This window comes from Arthrobacter sp. CDRTa11, assembly GCF_026427775.1.
GTDB lineage: Bacteria > Actinomycetota > Actinomycetes > Actinomycetales > Micrococcaceae > Arthrobacter.
The window spans coordinates 1,563,548-1,589,865 of record NZ_CP044532.1 but is presented as its reverse complement, the minus strand read 5'-3'; the positions used below and the strand labels follow the sequence as shown (position 1 = coordinate 1,589,865).

The window sequence follows — 26,318 nt, the reverse complement described above, 5'->3', positions numbered from 1 at the left end:
CATTCGCCATCAAATGGATAAAGTCGTTCCGGCTCTACAGTCCAGCTCCGTACAGGTCAGTCCAGGATCAGGCCCTTGCCGAGTCCCCTGCTGAGCAGAACAGGATGGATTTCTCCGAAACCGCGGACATTTTCGGCCGGCTGCGGTACCAGGACAAAGCGTTCATCACGGTCCAGTGCCGAGGCCGTCATGGAATCCACCAGGACAGTTCCAGGATCGGCCAGGGTGGTGAGCCGGGCCGCCAGATTCACTGTAGGGCCGTAAATGTCTCCGAGGCGGGACAGTATCCTGCCCCAGACCATGGCCACACGTGCCTCCGGAAGGATCTCATCCTCGGTAAATGCCTGCGCCAAAGCTAGTGAGATCTCGGCTCCCGCCGCCGGAGTTTCGGCAATGTAAAGCACTTCGTCCCCGACGGTCTTCACCAGCCGGCCGCCGCCCACAGAAATGATCTCGGCGCACTTGTTCTCGAAGCGCTGGACCAGCCGCGCCAGCGTCTTTTCATTCATCCTGCGGGACAGGCTGGTATAGGACACAAGATCGGCAAAGCCCACGGCACGTGCCAGCGGCAGGGGCGCATCGTCCTCGTCGCCTTCACGGCCCTCCTCGCTGGCCTGCAGGCCGGCTTCGGCCCGGACCGCAAGGCGCTGGACGCCTGCGTTCAGTTGCCGTCGCCACGAGTACACCAGCATCTCTTCGAGGGCATCCACCAGGGCAGGGAGATCGTTGACCAACTGTTTGCGGGCAACGGCATCGGTGACGCCTTGCTCGTGGACCATGTCCTCGACCAGTGCCTCGATCTGCCAGACCACCATCCGGTCCGTCATCTGGCCGATCGACCTGGTGACGGAGATCGCGGCCTCTTCCGTCAACATTCCTGACCTGACCAGATCCACCACTGTGGAGAGGGCAGCCTGGTCGCGCTCGGTGAAGGCAACATCGTCGTCGCCAAAATTCGGAAAGCCAAGGGCACGCCAGAGTTTCCGTGCCGACAGGAGAGAGAGCCCTGCGCCGGCGGCCACCTCACGGCGGCGGAGCTTCCGCTCACCGCCCAGCAACCGGGTTTCAAGAGCCTTCGCTGCCAGCCGCTCGGCCGACAGCGTTCCCGTGGGAGGGTTCGCGGCCACGGAGAATCCAGGGACAGGAGGAGCAGCGTAGGGGCGGGCGGATTCGGGAGCGGCGGGAACAGCGGCGTCCTGCCGTTCCTGCTGGTCCTCATCGTTCATCCTGTCCACCTTCTCTCAGTTCCCATGGCAGCACCCGGCCGGTATCGTCAAGCGTTTCGTCCATCCACGGTTCCCCGTCCCGGGGCAGCCCATCGATGGCATCCAGCACAAAATCCCGGAACCGCGCAGCTTCAGGCACATCCTGAATGGCGATACTGCCGTGGTATCCGGTCTCCAAGAATATATTCCCGGACCGCAATATGCGCTGCAGAACGGACTGCCGCAAGGTCACGTCGCGCACGGCCGCCAGATTCACTTGCTGGTCCCTCCGTCTCAACATGCCGTACCTGGCAACTATCCTGCGGCTGGTCAGCGTATAACGCGTGGCCTGCCACCGCAGAAAGCGCGGCAGGCAGTATCCCAACCATATCCATGCGGCGGCCAGGACGCATCCCGTGACGAGCCACGGTGACCATTCCGCGGAAATACCTGGCACCAGGCGGGTGGCCTCGCCGCGACTGATCCAGGCACTGGCAAAAGCGGCTGCGGCGGGAGCCGCGATAAAGGCTGCCGCTGGTCCTGCCAACTGCCTCGGCTGCGGGCGGGTGGTCACAATAACCTGCTCGCCCGGCACGAGGTCTTTACGCATAGCCGCCTTCACTGCCTTGCGGAGGAGCCTGGCCCGGCGGCGTCCAGGGGCGGAGATGGACGACGTCGCCGGCGGTCACCACATGTTCCCGGGCGTCGCGGTCCACCACCAGGAGGGAGCCATAGTCATCGAGTCGGGAGGCGCGGCCGATAATCTCATGGTCCCCGGGCAGTTGGGCGCGCACCTGCTTGCCGATGGTCACCATGGCCGACTCCACTCTCTTGTGGAGGGAGGCTCCGCCGGCCAGGCCCGCGGCGGGGTCGCCGTCGGCATTGCAAAAACTGCGGTAGAGGCCGGCGAACCGGGCCAGGTAGCTCTTCAGCAGCAGCGTCCGGTCTGCGGTTCGCGGCTGCTCCAACGTCACCGAGGTGGCCGTGGGGACTGGCAGCTCGTTCGAGCTAAGGCTCACGTTCAGACCTGTGCCAAGGATCACCGGAGGCACAGAACCATCGCTCATGGGGCCCAGCTGCGCAAGAATGCCGGCGATCTTGCGGCCGCGGACCAGAACGTCATTGGGCCACTTGAGTTCCGCCGGAATCCCGGCCGTCTCCAGGAGTGTCTCGCGCAGCGCCAGGGCAGCCAGCAGCGACAGCCAGGAATAGGTCTGGGTGGGAAGCGGCCGGCCCTCGGCGTTGGCGGGACGCAGAACCACGGACACCGAAAGCGAGCTGAGGGGAGGCGACTCCCACCGCCGGTCAAGGCGGCCCCGGGCAGCTGTCTGGTATTCCGCCGTCAGCACGGACAGATCCGGCCACAGGGCGGGCTCAACCGAGACATTGCGCAGCAGGTCGGCGTTGGTGGAACCGGTGGTGTCCACCACCTCAAGCCTGGAGATGCCGGCGGCAGAGAGGAAGTCCTGATCGGCCAGGGCTCCGCGGTTCAGCGGTGTCCGGTTCAACGGCGATCCGTGGGCGTATGCATCATCCATGGTTGAATCCTATCGACTTGCCGTCCCCTCAGCCGATGGCATTCCAACGTCCGCCCTGGCGGCCGCTCAGAGGAAAATGTCGGGAACCAGCTGGTCCTCGGCCGCCCCAAGGCTGTAAGGCCGGAAGTCCGTGACCCCCGCTGCGGTCAGCACCTGTTCGTCGGTGTAGAAATTTCCGGTTGGCGACGCCTCTGCCCCTTGCTGCGCCTCTGCCGTCAGATTGCTGCCGGTCAGCACCGCGTGCGCGGCATCAGCCATAATCTGAGGCCCGCGTGCGGCCTTCACCATGGCCTGCCCTCCTGGCATGTTCCGGATGGCGGCTGTGTCGATGAGGGTGCACGGCCACAGGGAGTTCACGCGGATCCCGTCAGCCTTGAGTTCCTCTGCAAGCCCCAGGGTGGTCAGGCTCATCCCGTACTTCGCCATGGTGTAGGCAAGGTGCCTGCCTGCCCAGTGGGGATCGAGATTCAGCGGCGGTGACAGTGTGAGGATGTGGCCCTGCGCCGATTTCCGGAGCGCGGGCAGCGCCAGTTTGGACAGCAGGAACGTACCGCGGACGTTGATGTCCTGCATCAGGTCGTAGCGCTTCATGTCCACGTCGTCGGTTTTTGAGAGATCGATGGCCGAAGCGTTGTTGATGACCACGTCGATTCCGCCAAAGCGGTCCATTGCGGCGGCAACAGCGCCGGCGACGTCATCGTCATTGCGGACATCCCCCACCAGCGGCAACGCCTGCCCGCCTGCGGCCTCCAGCTGCTCTGCGGCGGTAAAGACGGTGCCGGCCAGTTTCGGGTGCGCCTGGCCGGTCTTGGCCATCAGCACGATATTGGCCCCGTCCTGTGCCGCCCGGGTGGCTATGGCCAGCCCGATTCCGCGGCTCCCGCCGGAGATCAGGATAGTGCGGCCCTGAAGGGAACCGGCGGCCTGGTACGGCGCTGCGGCGGCACCCAAAGCATCGTTGCTCGAAGTCATGCCACTACTGTAGCCGAATTATGTTACTGGCGAGTAACTTATGTGGAGATGTTGCCGCAGGTTGGAAAGTTGTAGGTTTTCTACAGCCATCCCCGCCGGGAGCGTCACTAGACTAGCCAACGGGGTTCGTTCTTTGTGTGGAAGCCACTTAATCCGCGCCATATGAACGGGCCTCCCACGCACTGCACCACATCGTTACGGCGCCACCTTGGGACGGCGCCACATCAGCTACAGAGCCGGAGAACACTTAATGAGCCACGATCTGACAACGACAGCGGGAAAGATCGCCGATTTCCGCGACCGCCAGGCGCGTGCAGAACAGCCCTCCGGCCCCGAGGCAATCGAAAAGCAGCATGCCCGCGGTAAGAACACCGCCCGCGAGCGCATCGACCTCCTGCTCGACGAAGGCTCCTTTGTGGAGTTCGACGCGCTGGCGGTCCACCGTTCCACCGCTTTTGGCATGGAGAAAAAGAAGCCGCTCGGTGATGGCCTGGTCTCCGGCTACGGCACCGTGGACGGCCGCCCGGTGGCCGTCTACAGCCAGGACTTCTCCGTTTACGGCGGTTCGCTCAGCCAGGTTAACGGCGAGAAGATAGTCAAGGTCCAGGAGTTCGCCCTGCGCAATGGCTGCCCCGTGGTGGGAATCCTCGACGGCGGGGGCGCCCGTATCCAAGAAGGCGTCGCCTCGCTGGCCATGTTCGCTGACATCTTCCGGAACAATGTCCACGCCTCCGGTGTGGTCCCCCAGATCTCCCTGATCATGGGCCCGTCCGCCGGCGGCGCCGCCTACTCCCCTGCGCTCACGGACTACGTGGTCATGGTGGACAAAACCTCCCACATGTTCATCACCGGCCCCGACGTTATCAAGACAGTCACGGGTGAAGACGTGGACATGGAGACCCTCGGCGGCGCGCGCCAGCACAACGCCACCACCGGAACCTCCACCTACCTGGCGTCCGACGAGACTGACGCCATTGAGTTTGTTCGCGAGCTGCTGGACTTCCTGCCGTCCAACAATCTTGCGGAAGCACCTGTCCAGGAGCACCAGCAGGAACTTGATATTGACGACGACGACCTGGCGCTGGACACACTTATCCCGGATTCCGCGAACCAGCCCTACGACATGCGCAGTGTCATTGAGCAGATCGTTGACGACGCCCATTTCCTGGAGATGCAGGCGCTCTATGCCCCCAACGTGATCATCGGCTACGGCAGGGTCGAAGGACACACGGTGGGAATCGTGGCCAACCAGCCCATCCAGTTTGCCGGCACGCTGGACATCGCCGCTTCGGAAAAGGCTGCCCGGTTTGTCCGGAACTGCGATGCCTTCAACATTCCCATCATCACGCTGGTTGATGTGCCCGGGTTCCTGCCCGGAAAGGACCAGGAATTCCAGGGCATCATCCGCCGCGGCGCCAAGCTCCTGTACGCCTATGCCGAGGCCACAGTTCCCAAAGTCACCGTCATCACCCGCAAGGCATACGGCGGCGCGTACATCGTGATGGGTTCCAAGAAGCTGGGTGCGGACCTGAACCTGGCGTGGCCCACCGCCCAGATCGGTGTCATGGGGGCACAGGGCGCCGTGAACATCCTCTACCGCCGTGACCTGGCCGCCGTAGCCGAGGCGGGCGGCGATGTGGAAGCCCGGCGCGCCGAGGTCATCCGGCAGTACGAGGAAGAGCTGCTGAACCCCTACCAGGCGGCCCAGCTGGGGTACGTTGACGCAGTCATCGCTCCGTCTGAGACCCGTGTGCAGATTATTAAGGGCCTCCGGGCCCTGCGGGACAAACGGGCCAGCCTGCCCACCAAAAAGCACGGGAACATCCCGCTGTGAGCGAGCCAATAGACGACGTGACCCCGCCGGCCGCGCCCCTGATCTCTGTGGTCAAGGGGCAGCCGACGGCCGAGGAGCTCGCCGCACTGACCGCCGTCGTACTTTCCCTGGGAGGCGCGGAAACGGCGGACAGCCGGAAGCCCACCGTCCGCCATTGGGTGCGCCGTCAGCAGCTGAGGCTGGCGCCTTCCCCGGGGCCCGGCGCCTGGAAGCGGAGCCGCGGCTAAGGGGCTGGCTTCCTGCCGTGCTGATGCCCGCCGGCAGACTCTCGGATATGTCGGGCGGCGCCATGCCGTACGCCATGTCAGCCTGTCCTCACCGGAGCCGCGCGGTTAGTCTCGTGGAGTGACTACTGAAACCTCACCGCCTATCCGTCCGAAATCCTCCATCGATGCCGTGGCCGATGACTACACAGACACCCTCATCCGGCTGAACCCGTCGTTCGCCACCACCCTTGGCCTGCCGGGACACGAGACCGAATATCCGGACTATTCACCCCAGGGGATCGCGGAGTTCGCCGAGGAAGCCCGCAAGGCCCTCACCGCCCTTGACGGACTCGAACCCCAGGATGACATTGACGCTGTCACCCTCGACGCCATGCGGGAACGGCTGGGCCTCCAGCTGGAAATCCATGCGTCAGGCTGGGACGAAGCGGAACTGAACAACCTGGCATCGCCGGCTCAGGACATCCGCGCCATCTTTGACCTGATGCCCACGGAGACCGGGCAGCACTGGGAGCACATAGCGGGCCGCGCGCTCAATGTGCCCGGCGCTATCCGCGGCTACATCAGCTCATTGCGGCAGGCCCGGGACGCCGGGCGGGTAGCGGCAGCGCGGCAGGTCAGCACTGTGATTGAGCAGGCCGGCAAGTACGCGGCCGCGGACGGATTCTTTGCCAAGCTGGCCGCCGGGGCCAAGACGGCTGAAGGTCCGCTGGACCACACAGTGCAGGAAAAGCTCGACGCCGGCGCAATGGCTGCCCGGAGTGCGTACGCGGAGCTCGCGGAATTCCTCCGCCGTGAACTGCTGCCCGCTGCCCCGCAGAAGGACGCCGTAGGCAGGGAGCGCTACGCCCTCGCGTCGCGTTCCTTCCTGGGTGCCGCCGTCGACCTCGAAGAAACCTACACCTGGGGCGTCCAGGAGCTTGACCGCCTGATTGCCGAACAGGAGCAGGTGGCCGCCACCATCAAGGCCGGAGCCACCGTTGCAGAAGCCAAGGAAATCCTCAACAGTGACTCTGCACGGCAGCTGAAAGGCACCGACGCCCTGAAGGCATGGATGCAGGAGCTCTCGGACAAAGCCGTTGCCGACCTTGCCGGCGTGCACTTCGAGATCCCGGACGTGATGAAAAGGCTGGAGTGCCTGATCGCCCCCACCGACGAGGGCGGCATCTACTACACCGGCCCGTCCGACGATTTCAGCCGCCCCGGCCGCATGTGGTGGTCCGTCCCCGCCGGCGAGGACACCTTCACAACCTGGGCCGAAACCACCACCGTGTTCCATGAAGGGGTCCCCGGCCACCACCTCCAGGTGGCCACGGCAACGTACCGCAGGGAACTGCTCAACAACTGGCGGCGCAATGTCTGTTGGACCTCCGGCCACGGCGAAGGCTGGGCGCTTTATGCGGAGAAGCTCATGCAGGAGCTCGGGTACCTCTCGGATCCCGGCGATTACATGGGCATGCTCGACGGGCAGCGCATGCGTGCCGCCCGCGTGGTGTTCGACATCGGCGTGCACCTGGAACTCGAAGTGCCCGAACGCTGGGGGTCCGGAAACTGGACGCCGGACAAGGGCTACGAGTTCCTGAAGGAGAACCTGCCCATCAGCGAAGGCCAGCTCAGCTTCGAATTCACCCGCTACCTCGGCTGGCCGGGCCAGGCCCCCTCCTACAAGGTGGGCCAGCGCCTGTGGGAGCAGATCCGAGCCGAGCTCGAATCCCGCCCACGCTTTAACCTCAAGGCCTTCCACACCAAGGCGTTGAACATCGGCTCAGTAGGCCTGGATACCCTGCGCCGGGCGCTGCTGTAACCCCCTCAGCCACCGGAGTTTTTGTCCAGATCGGGCGACCAAAAGTCAGGCAGCTTCATATGGTGGTTGCAACGATCTGGACAAAAACTCAAAGGTGCGAGGGGAGACAATCGCCACACCCTGGCCGGGAATAACTTCATACTTCCTTGGATTATCGGCTAGATTCCGGGCTTTTTGAAGCTTCAGCCCACCGGATGCCGCGTAACATTTCTCAACGTTCGTTCGCGATGGTATACGCGATGCCTCTAGCGTGTTCGAGTGAGCACTCAAACCCGCACCCCCGAATCCGCAGGAAAGACCGGCTTCCAGCTGCCCGCATGGGCAGGCTCGTTCGGCTTCCAAATCATCGCAGCCCTGATCGTTGGCTTGGGCCTGGGCCTCCTGGCCAAGTACACCGGCAGCACGCAGTCCAGCCCCAACGGCCTGGGCGCGACGCTGCAGACCATCGGCTCCAGCTATGTGTCGCTGCTGCAAACCGCCGTGGTCCCGCTGATCTTCACGGCAGTGGTCAGCTCCATCTCCAACCTGCGGCAGGTGTCCAATGCCGCCAAGCTGGCCTGGAACACCCTGCTCTGGTTCGCCATCACGTCCCTGATCGCCGTCCTGATCGGCATCGGCCTTGGCGTCCTCCTGCAGCCGGGCAGCAACACCGGCATCACCGGGGAAGGTGAGGCTCCCGGCAAGGTGGGCAGCTGGTGGGCCTTCCTCACCGGGCTCTTCCCGAAGAATTTCCTGGGCCTGGGGGCCAGCTCCACCGTGGCAGAATCGGGCGCAGTCACCACCGCCGTCAGCTTCAACGTGCTCCAGATCCTGGTGATCGCCATCGCCGTCGGTGTGGCAGCGCTGAAGGTCGGCAAGGCCGCTGAGCCGTTCCTGAACCTCAACGCCTCCGCCCTCGCCGTCATCCAGAAGGTCCTCTGGTGGATCATCCGCATCGCCCCGCTGGGCACCGTTGGCCTGATCGGGAACGCCGTAGCCATCTACGGCTGGGACACCATCGGCTCGCTGGGCAAGTTCACCCTGGCCATCTACGTGGGCCTGGCCCTTGTGCTGTTCGTTGTTTACCCTGTGCTGGTCCGCACCCACGGCCTTTCCGTGAAGCAGTACTTCTCCGGCGTATGGCCCGCCGTCCAGCTGGCGTTCGTTTCCAGGTCCTCGGTGGGGACGCTGCCGCTGACGCAGCGGGTCACCGAACGCAGCCTGGGCGTGCCCCGCGCGTATGCATCCTTCGCAGTGCCCCTGGGTGCCACCACCAAGATGGATGGTTGCGCTGCAATCTACCCGGCCATCTCGGCAATCTTTGTGGCCCAGTTCTTTGGCGTCCAGCTGGACTTCACCCAGTACCTGCTGATCGCCCTGGTCTCGGTCCTCGGGTCGGCAGCCACCGCCGGCACCACCGGCGCCGTGGTGATGCTCACCCTGACGCTCTCCACGCTGGGACTCCCGCTGGCCGGCGTCGGCCTCCTGCTGGCCATCGATCCGATCCTGGACATGGGACGCACAGCAGTCAACGTCGCCGGGCAGGCGCTGGTCCCCACCATCGTGGCCAAGCGCCAGGGCATCCTGGACGAGGCGCTGTACAACGCGCCCCGGAACGGCACCCCCTTTGTGGATGACGACGCCGACTCCCCCACCGTTGACCCCTCCCGCACCGGGACATCCACGGATCTGGCCGGCAGCCGGGCACTTGAGGACGCGAAGGTCTAAGCGCGACGCTCACCACCGCAGTACAAGCTGGCAGCAGCAAAGGAAGTCCCCGGGAAAAATTTCCCGGGGACTTCCTTGCGATGGGGCGGTCTGTTAGCGGCCTCCGCCCCCGATCACACCGCTTTCGACGGCCTTGGTGACGGCATCCGCCTCAGCCTGCGTCAGCTTTCCGTCTGTAACTGCCTGGTCCAGCTTCGTCTTGAGGGCGGCCGCCCTCTGCGCCTGGCCCTCGCTGCGGAGTTCCTGCAGGGCGGTGGCCACCTTGGCCTCGTCGATCCCCAGCGTGTCCGCGAGGGACTTGGCGAGGGCAGCATCCCTGGCCGCGGCATCCGGCTTCGTGCCCTCAGCCGGCGGGGTGGTGGGCTTGTTCGCCTCCCGGAAAGCCTGCAGCGCCTCCGTGACCTTGCTCTCCTCGACGCCGAGCTTCGAGGCCAGCGCTGACGCCTGCGCTATTCCTCGCTCACCGCCCCGGCCGCCGTGCCGGCCCTTGCCCTCAGCCGGGGTGCTGGTGCTGCCGTCCGCCGAGGCGCTGGAGCTGGCACTCGGGGTGGGAGCGGGGGTGGTGGCGGAGGCCATGCCGGCGACTCCGATTCCGGCACCAAGGGCCAGTGCCGTGGCGGTCAGGCCAAGGGTGATTCTCTTTGTGCGTGACATCTTCTTTGTCTCCTGGATCTGCCGTACGGTGACGGCTGCTCATGGTGTTTCGCCCGTTTCGAGGCATAACCCAGCATCCAGCGGCAGGTTCTGGATCAGCTGTTCGGAACCTTTCATCTTCCTGTGAATGAAGAAATCCGACCATCCTTAACCGGAAATCCCACCCGGAATGCCTCTGCTGGCCAAACCATTAGGCTGGAGCTGTGACCCGCCTGATCCTTGCCTCCCAATCCCCTGCCCGCACCAAACTCCTGGCCGACGCCGGCATCCGCCACTCCGTATTGGTGTCGGACGTGGATGAGGACGCCGTCCAGGCCCGCTACGGCATCACCGATCCGCACGACACCGCGCTCCTGCTGGCGCGGGCCAAAGCCGAGGCAGTTGCTGCGCTCCCGGAGGCGGAGGGTGCGCTGGTCCTGGGCTGCGACTCCGTCTTTGAGTTCGACGGCGAGGCACACGGCAAGCCCTACACGGCCGCCGTCGCCCGCGAGAGGATGCTCCGGATGAGCGGAAACACCGGGGTGCTCCATACCGGCCACTGGCTGGTGGACTGCCGTGCTACAGCAGCCGAAAAGGGGGCGTCCGACGACGACACCACGCCACCGGGATCCGGCGCCACGCTGGGCACTGTCGCCTCCGCCGAAGTCCATTTCATGGAAATGGAACCAGAGGAAATTGACGCCTATATTGCCACCGGCGAGCCGCTGCACTGCGCGGGCTCCTTCACCATCGACGGACTGGGCGGCGCATTCATCCGGAAGGTCAACGGGGACCCGCATGCCGTCGTTGGACTCTCCATTTCCACGCTCCGAACGCTGCTGGCACAGGCCAATGTGCGCATCAATGAGCTCTGGCCAACACAATGGCCGGCGTCGCAGTCGACGTCGCAGTCGGCGTCGTAACAGGCGTAGCAAACAGACCCGAAATCCGCCGAACTTGTAGCTTCCCTACAAAGCATCGCCCGTTTACACGCGGAATCCGCAAGTAATATCGGTTGAACCCTCAAAGTCGCGCTAGGCTCCCTGAAGGAAAGAAGGAGACGCCTTGTCAGCAAAGTTGGAGCAGTCCGCAAGTCCCGTGCAGTCGAACCTCACAAAGGTGCTGATCGCCAACCGAGGCGAAATCGCAGTGCGGATCATCCGCGCGGCACGTGATGAAGGCATTGCCTCCGTGGCTGTCTACGCCGATCCTGACCGCGACGCACTGCACGTGCGCCTGGCCGATGAGGCCTACTCGCTGGGCGGTAACACTGCTGCGGAGTCCTACCTGGTGATGGACAAGATCATCGATGCCGCCCGCCAGTCCGGCGCGGACGCCATCCACCCCGGCTACGGATTCCTGGCCGAGAACGCCCAGTTCGCCGCCAGGGTCATCGAAGCGGGCATCACCTGGATTGGCCCCTCCCCCGAAGCAATCTCCGCCCTGGGCGACAAAGTCCAGGCCAGGCACATCGCCGAGAAGGTGGGGGCACCACTGGTTCCGGGAACCGCCGACCCCGTCGAATCTGCGGAAGAAATCCTTGACTTCGTGGACAAGTTCGGCCTGCCCGTGGCTATCAAGGCGGCCTTCGGCGGTGGTGGCCGGGGCATCAAGGTAGCCCGCACCAGGGAAGAGATTCCCGAGCTGTTCGAATCCGCCGTGCGTGAAGCCACCGCTGCCTTCGGCCGTGGCGAGTGCTTTATCGAACGCTTCCTGGACGCCCCCCGGCATGTGGAAACCCAATGCCTCGCGGACGCTTACGGAAATGTCGTGGTGGTGTCCACCCGCGACTGCTCGCTGCAGCGCCGCAACCAGAAACTTGTCGAAGAAGCCCCTGCTCCCTTCCTCACCGAAGACCAGAACCGGCGCCTGTACGAATCCTCCAAGGCGATCCTGAAGGAAGCCGGCTACCTCGGCGCAGGCACGTGCGAGTTCCTGGTGGGCCAGGACGGCACCATCTCCTTCCTGGAGGTCAACACCCGGCTCCAGGTGGAGCACTGCGTCTCCGAGGAAGTCACGGGAATCGACCTCGTCCGTGAACAGTTCCGGCTGGCCCGCGGCGAAAAGCTCGGCTACGAAGATCCTGAGGTCCGCGGCCACTCCTTCGAATTCCGCATCACCGGTGAAGACCCGGGGCGCAACTTCATGCCCGCGCCGGGCACCGTGCGCGTCCTGAAGAACCCCACCGGCCCTGGAATCAGGATTGATTCGGGGATTGAGCAGGGCGATGTCATCAGCGGCAACTTCGACTCCATGCTCTCCAAGCTGATTGTCACGGGCGCCAGCCGCCCGCAGGCCCTGCAGCGGGCCCGCCGTGCGCTCTCGGAGATGGTGGTGGAAGGTATTCCCACGGTCATCCCCTTCGATCTTGCGGTTGTTTCAGATCCCGCCTTCGCTCCGGCGGAGGGACCGTTCAGCGTCCACACCCGCTGGATCGAAACAGAATTCACCAACAACCTTCCCGCCTGGATTCCGGACGGGGCAGCCGATTCAGACGACGACGCCGGCGCCCGGCAGCGCGTGGTGGTTGAAGTTGGCGGCAAGCGCCTGGAAGTGGTCATGCCCGCCTCCCTCGGCTCCTTTGGGGCCGGTTCAGCCGCCTCCGGAACCAAGACGGCCAAGTCGAAGAAGCGCGCCCGCTCGGGCGGCTCTGCAGCTGCCGCCACCGGGAATGCCCTCACGTCGCCGATGCAGGGCACCATCGTCAAAGTGGCAATTTCCGACGGCGACGTTGTAGCTGAAGGTGACCTGATTGTGGTGCTCGAGGCCATGAAAATGGAACAGCCCCTGACCGCCCACCGCGCCGGGACCATTACAGGGCTCAGCGCCAAGGCCGGCGAGACGGTGTCGGCCGGCGCCGTCATCGCCACGATCGAAGACTAGTACTGCCGGAGGAACCCCATGATCGCACCCAGTTTTGAAGAAGAAGTAGACCGATACCACCTCGCTGTTCCGGAGATCACCCGGGGCAATCCCGGACCCGTCAAAGAGCTCTATTCCCGGCTTGACGATGTCACCCTGGCCAACCCCTTCGGCGGGATCGCCCGCGGATGGGCGCAGGTGGAGGCCCGCCTTGACCAGGCGTCCCGGAACTACCACGAGGGCGAGATGCTCGGCTTCGACACCATCACCTCGTACACGGCGCGGGACACCGCCTACCTCGTGGAGACCGAACACTTCCGCGCCCGCATGGCCGGTGCCCCCATGGTGGAGGAATTCGCGCTCCGCGTGACCAGCATCTTCCGCCGCGAAGAGGGCTACTGGAAGCTCGTCCACCGGCACGCTGACCCGGCTGCCCAGCCGCAATCGCGCCGGTCCCTGGCCCAGACCGCCACTTCCTGACTTACGCCGGCATTGCGTATGCCAGGGGCATCGGATCGGTGGCATCAAGCCGCCGCCACAGGCACACTTAGCATGTGAAGCCTTTCCTGCTGCTGGCCTCCCGGGCTGAAGACGCCGCCGCCGACGACGAGTATGCCGCCTATCTGAGGTACGGCGGGCTGGAACCGGACCAGCTCCGGCGCGTCAGGGTGGAGGCGGGCCCGCTTCCGGACCTGGACCTGGCGGACTATTCGGGCGTGATTGTGGGCGGCAGTCCCTTCACGTCCAGTGATCCGAATGACCACAAGAGCCCCACGCAGCACCGTGTGGAGCGGGAGCTGGCCGGACTGCTGGACAGGATCGTGCCGGCAGACTTTCCCTTTCTGGGCGCCTGCTACGGCGTGGGAACCCTGGGAACGCACCAGGGCGCGCTGATCGACAGGACCTTCGGTGAGCCGCTGGGCGGCGTGGAGATTGAGCTGACGGAGGCCGGGCTGGCCGATCCGGTGCTGCAGGGGATGCCCCGGCGCTTCACCGCCTTCACCGGCCACAAGGAAGCCTGCACGTTGCTGCCGGCCCATGCTGTGCTGTTGGCCACCTCCGCCGCCTGCCCGGTGCAGATGTTCCGGATCAGGCAGAACCTGTACGCCACCCAGTTCCATCCGGAACTTGATGTGGACGGGCTGGTCACCAGGATCGACATCTACCGCCACGCGGGCTACTTTCCGCCGGAATCCGCCGAGGAACTCATGGAGAGCGCCCGCCAGTTCACCGTCACCGAACCCACCAACATCCTCAAGAATTTTGTGGCCCGGTACGGAATCTGACGGCCGCGGGCTGGAACCAGTGTGCTCGTGCCCGGGCGCTCCACCTGCGGACACAGGAATGCCCGGCGCCCTCCCCTGATAATGGGGAAGGCGCCGGGCACCTCAACTAAAAACCGGGCTGAACCAACGGGGCGGCGTCAGGCCACGTTGTTCTCGTAGTCAGTGTCCTTGGTTTCACGGGTGATCCACAGGGCGATGAAGGTCAGCACAGCCGCGGCTGCCATATAGACGCCCACCAGCCAGGTGCTGCCGCCGGCAGCCTGCCAGAGGGCAATGGCAATGAACGACGCCGGGGCGGCACCGATGACGCTGGACAGGTTGTAGGCCACAGCGGAGCCGGTGTACCGCACGTTGGCCGGGAACAGCTCGGGAAGGATGGCGGCCATCGGTCCGAAGGTCAGCCCCATCAGCGTGAAGCCCACGATGAGTCCGATGACGGCGGCAACCGGGCCGGGGCCGAACATGGTGAACCAGAGGATCCCGAAGACGAAGATGCCCGCCGTGACGGAGAGCAGGAACTTGCGGCGGCCCCATTTTTCGGCCAGCGGGCCGGAGACCAGGGTGAAGATGCCAAAGAAGACAACGCCGAGGATCAGCATCCACAGGAAGTCGCCGCGGGAAATGCCGAGGCCCGGGACGAAGTTGGCGATCTCCACCGCGGACATCGGTTTGCCGGCCTTTTCTGCTGCTGCCTGCGCTGCCTCCACGGAGGCAGGTTTGGTGCCGTAAGTCAGGGTGAAGGAGGTCATCACGTAGAACAGGACGTACGTGGCAAGCATGATGAACGTTCCGGCCACCACCGGGCGCCAGTGGTTCTTGAAGGTGGCAGCAAAGGGAACTTTCGCTACCTTTTCTTCGGTCAGGACCTTCTGGAAGGAAAGGCTTTCAACAAGCTTCAGCCGGACGTACAGGCCAACAATCACCAACAGGGCACTCAGGAGGAACGGAACGCGCCAGCCCCAGGCGAGGAACTCTTCCGCGGACAGGGCAGCGTTGAGCCAGATGAACAGCAGGTTGGCGAGGATGAAACCGATCGGAGCGCCAAGTTGCGGGAACGTTCCGTAGACCGCCCTCTTGCCTTGCGGGGCGTTCTCCGTTGCCAGCAGGGCGGCACCTGACCATTCGCCGCCGAGTGCCAGTCCCTGGGCAAAGCGCAGGACCACAAGCATCAGGGGCGCCAGGATGGCCCAGCCGGGAAGCGAGGCGGTGGGGAGCACGCCGATCAGGAAAGTCGCGATGCCCATGGTCAGCAACGAGGCAACCAGCGTGCCCTTTCGGCCGAACTTATCGCCGAAGTGGCCGAACAGAACCGAACCTACCGGGCGGGCGATGAAAGCGACGCCGAAGATGGCAAACGAGCTGAGCAGCGCGTTAATGTCCGTGGCCTGCGGGAAAAAGAGCTTGGGGAAGACCAGGACAGACGCCGTGGCGTAGATGTAGAAGTCATAGAACTCAATGGTGGTGCCGATGAGGCTGGCAAAGATGACTTTGCCCTTGGAGTTCACCGGCTTCGCGGACCCTGGTTCCGTGGTGGTTTCAAGAGATGACATAAATTAACACTTTCGTGAGAACCGACCGGATCCATAAGAGCCCGGCCTGCAGTAGTTAGAGTCCAATATTAGTTCCCCTTGTCCAGTCAATGGACAAAAGGTCCACTATCCGGACCCTTCGGATTTGTCTCATTTTCAGGCGCCTCACGCCCATCCAGAGGCCCCGATAGGCAAATGTCACAGCGCGTTAACAAACGGCGTCCGTCCGTGAAACGCGCCTTCTCTACCGTGGAACTACAACATCCCCCCAGAGGAGGTACACCGTGACTGTTGACCGCACCGCAGATGCCGGCACCGGCAATTCCGTAGATCTTGAGGCCGAACCCCCGCACGGAAGCGTGCCTGCATCCGCCAGCGCGCAGCCCGGCTCCACCACTACAACCAGCGCACCCGCCCTGGAATTCCGCCCGGGCCGCTGGATCGCCAACTGGAATGCCGAGAACAAGGAGCAGTGGGAAACCGCCGGGCGGACCATCGCCCGCCGCAACCTGAACTGGTCCATCTTCGCCGAATTCCTCGGTTTTGTCGTCTGGCAGCTCTGGTCCATCGTGGTGGTCCAGCTTCCCGCAGCCGGCTTCACGTTCACGACGTCGGAAATCTTCTGGCTGATCTCGATGCCCAGCCTGGTAGGTGCCACGCTCCGCATCCCCTACACCTTCATGGTTCCCCGCTTCGGCGGACGGAACTGGACCATCGTGTCCGCACTCCTGCTCCTGATCCCATCCATCGGATTGGGCCTGTGTGTCGCCAACCCTGAAACCCCGTTCGGCGTCATGCTGCTCGTGGCAGCACTGGCCGGCTTCGGTGGCGGAAACTTCGCCAGCTCCATGGCCAATATCACCTTCTTCTACCCCGCCCGTGAAAAGGGCTGGGCACTGGGCCTGAACGCCGCCGGCGGCAACATGGGCGCGGCCGTCGCACAGCTCGCCGTCCCGATCGCGATCACCCTTCTGGCAATGGGCAGCGTCAACCTGCCGATGGCCGGCTGGATGTGGGTTCCCTTTATCCTGATCGCAGCCTTCGGCGCCTACAAGTACATGGACAACCTGACCAGCGCGAAGGGGGACGTGGCCGGCTCGGTGGCCGCCCTGAAGGAACCGCACCTGTGGATCATGGCGCTGCTCTACATCGGAACCTTCGGCTCCTTCATCGGCTTCGCCGGTGTATTCCCCAAGCTCATCAAGGACTACTTCCCCGCGTTCTCCTCCATCGGAATCGGAACAGTTGCCCTCTCACTCGCCTTCCTCGGCCCGCTGGTAGGCTCACTCGCCCGTCCCTACGGCGGACGCATGGCTGACCGCATGGGCGGCGCCAGGATGACCGTTGCAGCCTTCGCATCCATGGCACTGATCACCCTCACCATGATCTGGACCCTTCCGCTGAAGAACTTCTGGCTCTTCCTGGTCCTGTTCCTGATGCTCTTCACCGCCAGCGGATTCGGAAACGGGGCAACCTACCGGATGATCCCCATCATCTTCGCCACCTCCAGCCGCGCCGCCAAGGCAGGCGCCAGCACCGTGGAGACACAGCGCCTGGCGTCCTCGGCCCTCGGCCTGATCTCGGCCATCGGCGCCTACGGCGGGTTTGTTATCCCGCAGGTTCTGAACGCCTCCAACACCGCCAGCGGTTCCTACACACCGGCCTTCTACGGCTTCGTCGCGGCCTACGCTGTGATGCTGGTTGTCTGCTGGGCCTTCTACATCCGCAACGCCAACCGAAATGCGATGGGACACGTCTAACATGACCACAAGCGCCGACACGCACTGCCCTTACTGCGCCCTGCAGTGCGCCATGACGCTGAAGTCTCCAGCGGAACTGACCCCGGCTTCCGAGCCGGGGTCAGTCCCCGTGCCTGCGAAAACTGTGAAAACTGCTCTGGATGCGCCTCTCCTGGCGGCGCCCCTGGAAGTGAGCGGGCGCGATTTTCCCACCAACCGCGGTGGCCTCTGCCGGAAGGGCTGGACCTCAGCCAACCTCCTGAACCACGCAGGCCGCATCACGGAACCCCTGCTGAAGGGCGCTGACGGTGTCCACCGTCCCATCGGCTGGGACCACGCCCTTTCCCTGGTCACCACGGCCGTCCAGGAAACCCGCGAGCGCTACGGCGCGGACGCCGTCGGAGTCTTCGGCGGCGGCGGCCTGACCAACGAAAAGGCGTACATGCTGGGCAAATTCGCCCGGCTTGCCCTGGGCACTTCCCGCATCGACTACAACGGCCGCTTCTGCATGTCCTCCGCCGCGGCCGCCGGGATGCGCTCCTTCGGCGTCGACAGGGGGCTCCCGTTCCCTCTCGAGGACCTGGACAGCGCCAGCACCATCATGATGCTCGGCTCCAACGTCGCCGAAACCATGCCCCCGTTTGTCCAGCACCTCAAAGGCGCCCGTGACGCCGGCGGACTGATCATCGTTGATCCGCGCCGCTCGGCCACGGCCAACTTCACCTCCGACGGCGGCGGCCTGCACCTGCAGCCCCTGCCGGGCACGGACCTCACCCTCCTCCTGGGCCTGTCCCACGTGGTGATCCACGAAGGCCTGGCGGACCGGCGCTTCATCGAAGAGCGCACCTCCGGTTACCAGTCCGTGCTCCGCAGCGTGAACTCCTTCTGGCCCGAACGCGTGCAGTCGCTCACCGGCGTCCCGGCGGAACTCATCCGGGAAGCGGCCCGGAGGCTCGCCGACGGCGCCGCCAAGGGCGGCAGCTACATCCTCACCGGCCGCGGTGTGGAGCAGCACGTGGACGGAACCGACACCGCCACCGCGGCCATCAACCTCAGCCTCCTGCTGGGCCTTCCGGGCTCCAGGCGCAGCGGCTACGGCACCCTGACAGGCCAGGGCAACGGCCAGGGCGGTCGTGAACACGGCCAGAAGGCGGACCAGCTTCCCGGCTACCGCAAGATCACCGACCCCGCCGCCCGCGCCCACGTGGCCGGCGTGTGGGGCGTTCCCGAGGAACTGATCCCCGGGCCGGGCCTTCCCGCCGTTCAGCTCCTGAAGTCCCTGGGACAGCCCGACGGCGTCCGTTGCCTTTTGGTCCACGCGTCCAATATCGTCGTGGCCTCCCCCGACGCGAACTCCGTCATCAAGGGCCTGCGCAGCCTGGACTTCCTGATGGTCTGCGACTTCTTTATGTCCGAAACCGCAGCCGAGGCGGACCTGATCCTTCCGGTGCTGCAGTGGGCGGAAGAGGAAGGCACGCTGACCAACCTTGAGGGGCGGGTCCTGCGCCGCCGCAGGGCCATTCAGCCACCGGCCGGCGCCCGCAGCGAGCTGTGGATCATGGCACGGCTCGCGGAAGCGCTCGGCGCTCCGTCCACATACAGCGAGGATCCGGAAACGGTCTTTGAGGAATTGCGCCTTGCCTCCGCCGGCGGGCTGGCCGACTACTCCGGGATCGACTACGCCATGCTGGACCGCGGCGAAGCTGCCTACTGGCCGTACCCCGCGGGCAGCGGCGGAACGCCGCGGCTCTTCCTTGATGCCTTTGCCCACGGCGACGGCAAGGCGGTGATGACAGCGGTGACGCCCCGCCGTCGTCGCACACCAGCCGCCAATCCTGATACCGCAGCCAAAACCATGACCCTCATCACCGGCCGGCTGCTGGAGCACTACCAGTCCGGGGCGCAGACCCGGCGGGTGTCGGAGCTCCTGGCCAGCCAGCCTGAGGCGAAAGTGCAGATCCACCCGGCCGCCGCGGCGTCGATGGGCATCACCGAAGGCTCCTTTGTCTCTGTCAGCAACGAGCGCGGCGACGTGCTCTGCCGGGCAGAGCTCAGCACGGCGATCCGCCCCGAAACAGTGTTCCTGCCCTTCCACTTCCCCGAACTCGAAAGCGCCAACCGCCTCACGGAAGCCGCCACCGATCCCATCTCCGGGATGCCGGAATTCAAGTTCAACAAGGTCTGGGTCCGGCCGGCCGCACAGCAGCCGCAGAACCAGCCCCACACCAGTGTTCTTCAGACGACGGAGGCCTCATGAGCGAGCAGATTGTCATTGTCGGATTCGGCCCGGTAGCGGCCCGGCTGATCGATGAGCTGCTGCCGGCAGTGCGCACCGGCCACATCCAGCTGACTGTGGTTGGCGAGGAACCGGAGGCCGCCTACAACCGCGTCCTGGTGGCCGATCTGGGCGTCGGACGCACCACGGCTGAGGACCTGGCGTTGTCAGATGCTGCTGCGCTCATGGCTGACGGCGTGGACGTCCGCCTCGGAGTACGGGTGCGCCGGGTGGACCGCGCCCGGCAGCAGGTGGTCCTCACCGACGGATCCTCCGCACACTATGAGCGCCTCGTTTTTGCCACGGGTTCCCGCCCGGTCATCCCCAACCTCACCGGCATCAACCCCGACCCCACCTCCCCCGTGCTCCCGGCCGGAGTCACCGCGCTCCGGGACCTGCGCGACGCCGGCGTGCTCCGCGCGGCGGTGGACGGCGGCAAGCGCGTGGTAGTGCTCGGCGGCGGCGTACTGGGCCTGGAAACGGCGCTGGCAGCGTCGGAAGAGGGAGCCACCGTGACAGTGGTCCACAACGGTCCGCACCCGCTGGGACGCAACATCGACCGAGGCGGCGGCGCCGTGCTCGCGGCAAGCCTGCGCCAGTGCGGCGTGCGGATGGCCGGAAACGCCCGGTCCACCGGTGTGGAACACAACGCGCCCGACGGCGGTTTTTCGGCGCTGCTGCTCAGCGACGGTTCCGCAATCGACGGCGATCTCCTGGTCATCTCGTGCGGCGTCCGTCCCCGGATCGAACTCGCCGAGGGCTGTGGCCTGTCCACGACCACCGGCATCCTGGTGGACCACCGGCTCCGCGCGCACCACGAACCGCACATCTTCGCCATCGGCGACTGCGCCGAAGTCCGCTGCCCTGATCCGGCCTGCGCCGAATGCCGCAGCGCCAAAGGCCCGTCCGGCCTGGTGGGCCCGGGCTGGCGGCAGGCGGAATGGCTGGCCGAGTACCTGACGCTGCTGGCCGCCGGAACGCAGGAGGACGCCGACGCCCTGCCCGCGCTCCCGCAGGAAATGGCAGGCGTTGTTGTCCTCAAAGCCCGGGGAATGAACATGGCCGTGGCCGGTGACAACGCAGCCGAGCCGTGGGACGAGGAAGCCCTGACCTCAGGAGCCGTCAACGGACGCCCGCGGCTGCAAGTGGCCCAGTGGTCGGATCCCGAACATGGCCGGTACGTCAAGATGACCACCCGCGGAGGAGTGCTGGAAGGCCTGGTGGCGGTAGGCATGCCACGCACCGCCGCCGAGCTGGTGGGGCTCTTTGAACGTGGTGCCGAGCTGCCGGCGGACCGTTCGCTGCTGCTTCGCCTCGATGGCCCGGACCAGCTGGCCTCCTCCGGACCCGCCGACCCGCAGGGAACGGTGTGCCGCTGCGCCGGTGTCAGCGGGGCCAAGATCCAGGATGCCGTGGAAGAGGGCTGTTCCACGGTGGCGGAGGTCTCTAAAGCCACGCGGGCCGGCACAGGGTGCGGCGGCTGTCACGAGGACATCAAGGGCATCATCGAAAAACACTTCCAGGCGGCTCCTGCCGCCTGAAAGTGCCGGTGACCATGGGTAGGGTGACCATGGGTAGGCCTCAGGTGCGCGTTTCCTACCCAACTGGGTAGCAGTAAGTGTCGTTATGAGCCCTCATAACGACACTTACTGCTACCCAGTTTGAGGCCCGCTATGCCGGGGCCTTGGGGATCATGATCCACAGGGCGATGTAGACCAGCTCACCTATGCCCACCAGGCCAAAGATCACAAAGCCCAGCCTGACAAGGAACTTTGGCAGCCCGAACCGCGCTGCAAGCGCTGCACACACGCCACCGATGATTTTTCCACTGCGCGGACGCACAAGAGCTGTAGTCATGCCGCCACGCTACCCCGATCAGCGGCCTGCCACCAGCGATCCCAGCCGCCGGCGAGCCCTTTTTCCCACTGCCCCGCAGGGAGCGTTACATGCGGACGTGGAGACGGCGTGCCGCTTCCGAGATGGAGCCGCTGAGCGACGGATAGACGGTGAACGTGCTGGCGAGATCGTCTACGTGCAGTTTCTGCTTCACGGCGATCGAAATCGCGAAGATCAGCTCCGAGGCGTTCGGGCCCACCACAACGCCGCCAATCACGGTTCCCGATCCCTTCCGGGCGAAGATCTTCACAAAACCATCCCGGTGGTTGCGCATCTTGGCGCGGGCATTGCTCTTGAGCGACAGCTTGATGATGTCGCCCTGGTACTTGCCCGACTGGATCTCGTCCTCGGAGACACCAACCGAGGCGATCTCCGGCGACGTGAAGATGTTGGACGCCACCTGGTGCAGCTTGATGGGCGTCACGCTGTCGCCGAGGTAGTGCGCGATGGCGATCCGGCCCTGCATTGCCGCCACGGAAGCCAGCGGAAGGACGCCCGTGCAGTCACCGGCGGCGTAGATGTTGGGCGCGGTGGTGCGGGACACGCCGTCCACCTTGATGTGGCCGCTCTCGGTGAGGGCAACGCCTGCTTCTTCAAGGCCAATGCCGGCCGTGTTCGGAATGGACCCGACGCAGACCAGGCAGTGGCTGCCGGTGACCTTGGCGCCGTCGCTGAGGGTGACCACCACGCCGTCGGCGGTGCGCTCCACCGTCTCGGCGCGGGAGCGGGAAAGGACCCTGACGCCGCGGCGCTCGAAGACCTCCTCCAAAACCTCTGCGGCATCCATGTCCGAACCCGGCAGCACCCTGTCACGGCTGGAGATCAGGGTGACCCTGGAACCCAGGCCGTTGTAGGCAGAGGCGAATTCGGCACCGGTAACGCCGGACCCCACCACAATAAGTTCCTCCGGAAGCTCGTCGAGGTTGTAGATCTGGGCCCAGTTCAGGATGCGTTCTCCATCGGGCCGGGCGGTGGGCAGTTCACGCGGGTGTGCACCCATGGTCAGCAGGATGGTGTCCGCTTCGACCGTCTCGGTGCCGTCGGCGGTGAGGACCTCGATGGTGTGGCTGTCAACGAGCCTGCCGGACCCGATCAGGATGCGGACGTTCTGATGTTCCAGGCCGGCGGTGATGTCCCGCGACTGTTGGCGTGCCAGGTTGAGGAGCCTGTCATTGATGTGCTTGAGGTCAGCCCGCATCACCGGCACAAAGTCTCCGCCGTCGACGTCGAACTTCACTCCCAGCTCGCCCGCCTCCCCGACCCGGGTCATCAGGTCCGCGGTGGCGATCAGTGTCTTGGAAGGAACGACGTCGGTAAGCACCGCCGAACCGCCCAGCCCGGCGCGTTCGATGATGGTGACCTGCGCTCCGAGTGAGGCAGCCACCATGGCTGCCTCGTAGCCGCCCGGTCCACCTCCGAGGATTGCGAGCCGGGGTGAGCTGAAATCAGGATGGGTAGTCACAAACAACCATTCTCGCTTATGCGGCCCTGCACCACCAATAAAAGGGTGGCCAGGGCTGGCGGCGGCGATCCCTATGCTGGGCACAGCTGCGGCGACACGATAACTTGTACCAGTGAGTAATACAGACTTCCTGAACACTGACCCCTTTGCCGCCGCCAGCGCGGCCGCCGCCTACATCGCCGAGGAAACCGGCGTGGACAGCCACGACGTCGCCCTGGTACTGGGGTCAGGCTGGGGTGAAGCGGCAGAGCTGATCGGCACCACCACCGCAACGCTCTCGGCGGACGAGGTTCCCGGCTTCCACGCGCCCGCAGTGGAGGGCCATGTGGGCACCATCCGCTCGATCCTTACGAAGGAAGGCAAGCGGGCGCTGGTTCTGGGTGCACGGACCCACTACTACGAGGGGAAGGGCGTCCGCTCAGTGGTCCACGGCGTCAGGACCGCCGCTGCTGCGGGCTGTACAACGCTTGTCCTCACCAACGGGTGCGGAGGCCTGAACGAAAGCTGGTCTCCTGGCACTCCCGTGCTCATCAAAGATCACATCAACCTCACCGCGGCGTCGCCACTTGAAGGCGCCACGTTCGTTGACCTGACAGATCTCTACTCCGCGCGCCTCCGGACACTGGCCCGCGAGGTGGATTCGTCCCTTAATGAGGGCGTGTACGCGCAGTTCACCGGGCCGCACTACGAAACGCCGGCCGAGGTCCAGTACGCCAAGCGCATCGGCGCTGACCTTGTGGGCATGTCCACCGCCCTGGAAGCGATCGCCGGCCGGCACTCAGGCATGGAGGTGTTCGGGATTTCGCTGGTGACCAACCTGGCCGCCGGCATCAGCCCCGCGCCGCTCAGCCACCAGGAGGTCATCGAGTCCGGACACGCTGCGGGACCGCGCATCTCCAAGCTTCTGGCGGAGATCATCGCCAGGCTCTGACGCCCGGCCGGAGATTGCTGCGCCGGTGGCGGGAAGCTGTCAGGCAGTATGCTCGCGCTCGCCCCGGATGCCCATCAGTTGGCGGGCAGTTTCCTCCCTGGCATCGGGAAAACGGCGCTCGATGGACTCTGCGATTCCGGCAATGGACTGCCTCGAAAGTTCCGTCCGCCAGGTGACTTCGGCGTGGCGCATGGTCTGGGAAATAAGGCAGGTGCGCGCGTAATCGGCGTCCGGGGCGCCGCCGGGCGCATCTTTGAGGATGCCCTCGCACCGAAAGACATGGTCGTTTCCCTCGATGGCCAGGACCACGTCCAGGACCGAAATCTGCTCCGGGCGGCGTGCAAGCTGGAAGCCGCCGCGCGGCCCGGAAACGGATGTCAGGATCTCAGCACGCACCAGGGCCTGGAGTTGCTTGTTAAGGTATGCGGCCGGAAGTTTGTAAAACTCGGCAAGGCGGGCGCTGCTGACGGCCTCGCCCACGGGTGTCCAGGACATGTTCACACAGCTGTGCAATGCCCATTCCACTCCCTGGCCCATCTTCATATTCGCGACATTACTTGTCCAGAAAAAATCCTGTCAAGGATTTCAGCTGCTTTCCAGGGCAGGTGGGAGACTTCGGGAAGTTGCCTCGGCACAATAACGGTAGCGTTGACCCATGATCCCCTCCGATGCCGATTCCCGCCTCCTCAGCCAGGCCCGTGAATGGGCAGCACAAGATCCGGATTCCGCAACGTCCGCCGCCCTCACCGAGCTGATCCGTCTCTTCGAGGACGGTGTCCCGGTGGCCCGCCAGGAACTGGCCGACAGTTTTGATGGCACCCTGCAGTTTGGCACCGCTGGCCTCCGCGCCGCGCTGGGTCCCGGCCCCAACCGGATGAACAGGGTGGTGGTGCGCCGCGCCGCTGCCGGCCTGGCGGCGTTCCTGCTGGAAGCAGTGGGCGAGGCAGCCCCCGGAACCGCGCCCCGCGCCGTCGTCGGCTATGACGCCCGTTACAACTCGGACATCTTCGCCGAGGAAACCGCGGCGATTTTTACCGCCGCCGGGATCGAAACCTTCCTGATGCCTGCCGCGCTGCCCACTCCCCTGCTGGCTTTTGCCGTCCGGGCACTGGACTGCGACGGCGGTGTCATGGTCACGGCCAGCCATAACCCTCCGCAGGACAATGGCTACAAGGTCTATCTGGGCCGCCATGCAGTGGAGGAAAGCGGCCGCGGGGCCCAGATCGTGGCACCGCATGATGCCCGGATCGCGGCCACCATCGAAGCTGTGGGTCCGTTGGACACCATCGACCTCGCGGAGCGGGGGTGGACTATTTTGGATCCGTCCATCGTGGCGGACTACAAGCGTGCGACGGCGGCACTCGCCGCTCCCGCCCATTTCCCGGCCCGTGATGTGCGGATCGTTCTCACGCCCATGCACGGGGTTGGCGGGGAGACTGCAGTGTCGGTACTGAACGCTGCCGGGTTTGCCGATGTCACCCTGGTGGCTGAACAGGCCGAACCGGATCCCGATTTTCCCACGGTGAGCTTTCCCAACCCGGAGGAGCCGGGCGCGCTTGACCTGGCCCTGAAAACGGCCGCCGCGGTGGGCGCTGATATTGTCCTCGCCAACGATCCCGATGCAGACCGGGCGGCAGCGGCGGCCAAGGACCCTGACACCGGCCTGTGGCGGATGCTCCGGGGCGACGAAGTGGGCGCACTGCTGGGGGCCCACATCGTTGCCCGGCTGGCCGCCGCGGACGGCGAAGAGGCCGGCACCGCGCACCGTGTGTTTGCGAATTCCATCGTTTCCTCACGGCTGCTCTCGCGCATCGCCGCCGCGGCAGGTTACCGACACGAGGAAACACTCACGGGCTTCAAATGGATTTCCCGCGTGCCCGGGCTTCTCTACGGGTATGAAGAAGCCCTTGGCTACTGCGTTGCACCCGATCTGGTCCGGGATAAGGACGGCATCTCCGCCGCTGTCCTTATTGCCGAGCTCGCGGCCACTGCCAAGGCGGACGGGAAAACGGTCTTCGACACCCTGGACGAGCTGTATCTGCGCCATGGCCTGCACGCCAGCGACCAGCTGAGTATCCGGGTAGCCAATCTGGGGTTGCTGGATGCCATGATGAACCGGCTCCGGGTCAGCCCGCCTGAATCGTTCGGCTCGTCCGCGGTGGAGACGTTCGTGGATCTGGCCGAGGGCAGCGGGAGCCTGCCGCCCACGGACGGGCTGCTTTATCTGACGCGTGACCTCACCCGGGTGATCATTCGGCCCAGTGGCACCGAACCCAAGCTCAAGTGCTACCTGGAAGTGATCCACCCGGTGGAATCGGCGGCGGAGCTGCCGCACGCCAGGCAGGCAGCCCGCACTGCCCTTGACCAGGTGCTGGGGGACGTGCGCGAAGCCCTGGGCCTCTAGGGCCCAGGGCTTCAGCC

22 protein-coding genes are annotated in these 26,318 nt (G+C 65.1%); 13 read left to right on the top strand and 9 right to left on the bottom strand.

Annotated features, from left to right (window positions below; genetic code table 11):
• Nucleotides 1–56: 56 nt before the first annotated feature.
• The 4 genes from F8G81_RS07240 to F8G81_RS07225 form a co-directional block, all read right to left on the bottom strand.
• The gene (locus F8G81_RS07240) at nucleotides 57–1,226 is read right to left on the bottom strand and encodes an adenylate/guanylate cyclase domain-containing protein (RefSeq protein ID WP_267278325.1); all 1,170 of its coding nucleotides are present in this window, start codon (nucleotides 1,224–1,226) and stop codon (nucleotides 57–59) included.
• Complete coding sequence (locus F8G81_RS07235; RefSeq protein WP_267278324.1) at nucleotides 1,216–1,815, bottom strand: PH domain-containing protein; 600 nt, start codon at nucleotides 1,813–1,815, stop codon at nucleotides 1,216–1,218. The genes F8G81_RS07240 and F8G81_RS07235 overlap by 11 nt, the downstream gene beginning before the upstream one ends.
• On the bottom strand, nucleotides 1,808–2,743 hold the full coding sequence (locus F8G81_RS07230; RefSeq protein WP_267278323.1) for a biotin--[acetyl-CoA-carboxylase] ligase: 936 nt from the start codon (nucleotides 2,741–2,743) through the stop codon (nucleotides 1,808–1,810). Before F8G81_RS07230 ends, F8G81_RS07235 begins: the two co-directional genes overlap by 8 nt.
• A gap of 66 nt (nucleotides 2,744–2,809) precedes the next feature.
• Nucleotides 2,810–3,715, bottom strand: coding sequence for an SDR family oxidoreductase (locus tag F8G81_RS07225; RefSeq protein WP_267278322.1), 906 nt, complete (start codon nucleotides 3,713–3,715; stop codon nucleotides 2,810–2,812).
• Between the two features lie 250 nt (nucleotides 3,716–3,965).
• Between F8G81_RS07225 and F8G81_RS07220 the strand changes: the two genes are divergently transcribed.
• From F8G81_RS07220 to F8G81_RS07205, 4 genes are all read left to right on the top strand, one after another.
• Nucleotides 3,966–5,549: an acyl-CoA carboxylase subunit beta gene (locus tag F8G81_RS07220; RefSeq protein ID WP_267278321.1), complete on the top strand. Its 1,584-nt coding sequence runs from the start codon at nucleotides 3,966–3,968 to the stop codon at nucleotides 5,547–5,549.
• The gene (locus F8G81_RS07215) at nucleotides 5,546–5,776 is read left to right on the top strand and encodes an acyl-CoA carboxylase subunit epsilon (protein ID WP_267278320.1); all 231 of its coding nucleotides are present in this window, start codon (nucleotides 5,546–5,548) and stop codon (nucleotides 5,774–5,776) included. The genes F8G81_RS07220 and F8G81_RS07215 overlap by 4 nt, the downstream gene beginning before the upstream one ends.
• 118 nt (nucleotides 5,777–5,894) lie before the next feature.
• Nucleotides 5,895–7,577 carry a DUF885 domain-containing protein gene (locus F8G81_RS07210; protein ID WP_267278319.1) on the top strand — a complete coding sequence of 561 codons (1,683 nt, stop codon included), beginning with the start codon at nucleotides 5,895–5,897 and terminating at the stop codon, nucleotides 7,575–7,577.
• Between the two features lie 258 nt (nucleotides 7,578–7,835).
• Nucleotides 7,836–9,284 carry a dicarboxylate/amino acid:cation symporter gene (locus F8G81_RS07205; protein ID WP_267278318.1) on the top strand — a complete coding sequence of 483 codons (1,449 nt, stop codon included), beginning with the start codon at nucleotides 7,836–7,838 and terminating at the stop codon, nucleotides 9,282–9,284.
• A 93-nt stretch (nucleotides 9,285–9,377) separates the two neighbouring features.
• On the opposite strand, the gene F8G81_RS07200 is transcribed toward F8G81_RS07205, so the two are convergent.
• Nucleotides 9,378–9,938 carry a hypothetical protein gene (locus tag F8G81_RS07200; RefSeq protein ID WP_267278317.1) on the bottom strand — a complete coding sequence of 187 codons (561 nt, stop codon included), beginning with the start codon at nucleotides 9,936–9,938 and terminating at the stop codon, nucleotides 9,378–9,380.
• 203 nt (nucleotides 9,939–10,141) lie between these two features.
• On the opposite strand from F8G81_RS07200, the gene F8G81_RS07195 reads away from it, so the two are divergent.
• The 4 genes from F8G81_RS07195 to F8G81_RS07180 all read left to right on the top strand — a co-directional run bounded on the left by F8G81_RS07195 (nucleotide 10,142) and on the right by F8G81_RS07180 (nucleotide 14,065).
• The gene (locus F8G81_RS07195; protein WP_267278316.1) at nucleotides 10,142–10,840 is read left to right on the top strand and encodes a Maf family protein; all 699 of its coding nucleotides are present in this window, start codon (nucleotides 10,142–10,144) and stop codon (nucleotides 10,838–10,840) included.
• A 142-nt stretch (nucleotides 10,841–10,982) separates the two neighbouring features.
• Nucleotides 10,983–12,800 (top strand): acetyl/propionyl/methylcrotonyl-CoA carboxylase subunit alpha, encoded by a 1,818-nt coding sequence (locus F8G81_RS07190; protein ID WP_267278315.1) that lies wholly within the window; start codon nucleotides 10,983–10,985, stop codon nucleotides 12,798–12,800.
• Between the two features lie 18 nt (nucleotides 12,801–12,818).
• On the top strand, nucleotides 12,819–13,259 hold the full coding sequence (locus F8G81_RS07185; RefSeq protein ID WP_267278314.1) for a YybH family protein: 441 nt from the start codon (nucleotides 12,819–12,821) through the stop codon (nucleotides 13,257–13,259).
• 74 nt (nucleotides 13,260–13,333) lie between these two features.
• Nucleotides 13,334–14,065: a glutamine amidotransferase gene (locus F8G81_RS07180; RefSeq protein ID WP_267278313.1), complete on the top strand. Its 732-nt coding sequence runs from the start codon at nucleotides 13,334–13,336 to the stop codon at nucleotides 14,063–14,065.
• 137 nt (nucleotides 14,066–14,202) lie between these two features.
• On the opposite strand, the gene F8G81_RS07175 is transcribed toward F8G81_RS07180, so the two are convergent.
• On the bottom strand, nucleotides 14,203–15,615 hold the full coding sequence (locus tag F8G81_RS07175) for an MFS transporter (protein WP_267278312.1): 1,413 nt from the start codon (nucleotides 15,613–15,615) through the stop codon (nucleotides 14,203–14,205).
• A gap of 263 nt (nucleotides 15,616–15,878) precedes the next feature.
• Between F8G81_RS07175 and F8G81_RS07170 the strand changes: the two genes are divergently transcribed.
• Genes F8G81_RS07170 through F8G81_RS07160 form a run of 3 tightly spaced genes read left to right on the top strand, consistent with a single transcriptional unit; the run spans nucleotide 15,879 to nucleotide 21,149 of the window.
• Nucleotides 15,879–17,354 (top strand): MFS transporter, encoded by a 1,476-nt coding sequence (locus F8G81_RS07170; RefSeq protein ID WP_267278311.1) that lies wholly within the window; start codon nucleotides 15,879–15,881, stop codon nucleotides 17,352–17,354.
• 1 nt (nucleotide 17,355) lies between these two features.
• On the top strand, nucleotides 17,356–19,590 hold the full coding sequence (locus F8G81_RS07165; protein ID WP_267278310.1) for a molybdopterin oxidoreductase family protein: 2,235 nt from the start codon (nucleotides 17,356–17,358) through the stop codon (nucleotides 19,588–19,590).
• Complete coding sequence (locus F8G81_RS07160) at nucleotides 19,587–21,149, top strand: FAD-dependent oxidoreductase (RefSeq protein WP_267278309.1); 1,563 nt, start codon at nucleotides 19,587–19,589, stop codon at nucleotides 21,147–21,149. Before F8G81_RS07165 ends, F8G81_RS07160 begins: the two co-directional genes overlap by 4 nt.
• Before the next feature lie 130 nt (nucleotides 21,150–21,279).
• Here F8G81_RS07160 and F8G81_RS07155 read toward each other — a convergent pair whose 3' ends face one another.
• Both F8G81_RS07155 and F8G81_RS07150 read right to left on the bottom strand, forming a co-directional pair.
• Nucleotides 21,280–21,465 carry a PspC domain-containing protein gene (locus F8G81_RS07155; protein WP_267278308.1) on the bottom strand — a complete coding sequence of 62 codons (186 nt, stop codon included), beginning with the start codon at nucleotides 21,463–21,465 and terminating at the stop codon, nucleotides 21,280–21,282.
• An 85-nt stretch (nucleotides 21,466–21,550) separates the two neighbouring features.
• The gene (locus F8G81_RS07150; RefSeq protein ID WP_267278307.1) at nucleotides 21,551–22,966 is read right to left on the bottom strand and encodes an NAD(P)H-quinone dehydrogenase; all 1,416 of its coding nucleotides are present in this window, start codon (nucleotides 22,964–22,966) and stop codon (nucleotides 21,551–21,553) included.
• Between the two features lie 112 nt (nucleotides 22,967–23,078).
• Between F8G81_RS07150 and F8G81_RS07145 the strand changes: the two genes are divergently transcribed.
• Nucleotides 23,079–23,897: a purine-nucleoside phosphorylase gene (locus F8G81_RS07145; protein ID WP_267278306.1), complete on the top strand. Its 819-nt coding sequence runs from the start codon at nucleotides 23,079–23,081 to the stop codon at nucleotides 23,895–23,897.
• Nucleotides 23,898–23,936: 39 nt separating this feature from the next.
• Here F8G81_RS07145 and F8G81_RS07140 read toward each other — a convergent pair whose 3' ends face one another.
• A complete protein-coding gene (locus F8G81_RS07140) occupies nucleotides 23,937–24,392 on the bottom strand; it encodes an RrF2 family transcriptional regulator (protein ID WP_267278305.1) in 456 nt (151 codons plus the stop codon).
• Between the two features lie 160 nt (nucleotides 24,393–24,552).
• On the opposite strand from F8G81_RS07140, the gene F8G81_RS07135 reads away from it, so the two are divergent.
• On the top strand, nucleotides 24,553–26,301 hold the full coding sequence (locus F8G81_RS07135; protein ID WP_267278304.1) for a phospho-sugar mutase: 1,749 nt from the start codon (nucleotides 24,553–24,555) through the stop codon (nucleotides 26,299–26,301).
• Nucleotides 26,302–26,318: the final 17 nt, after the last annotated feature.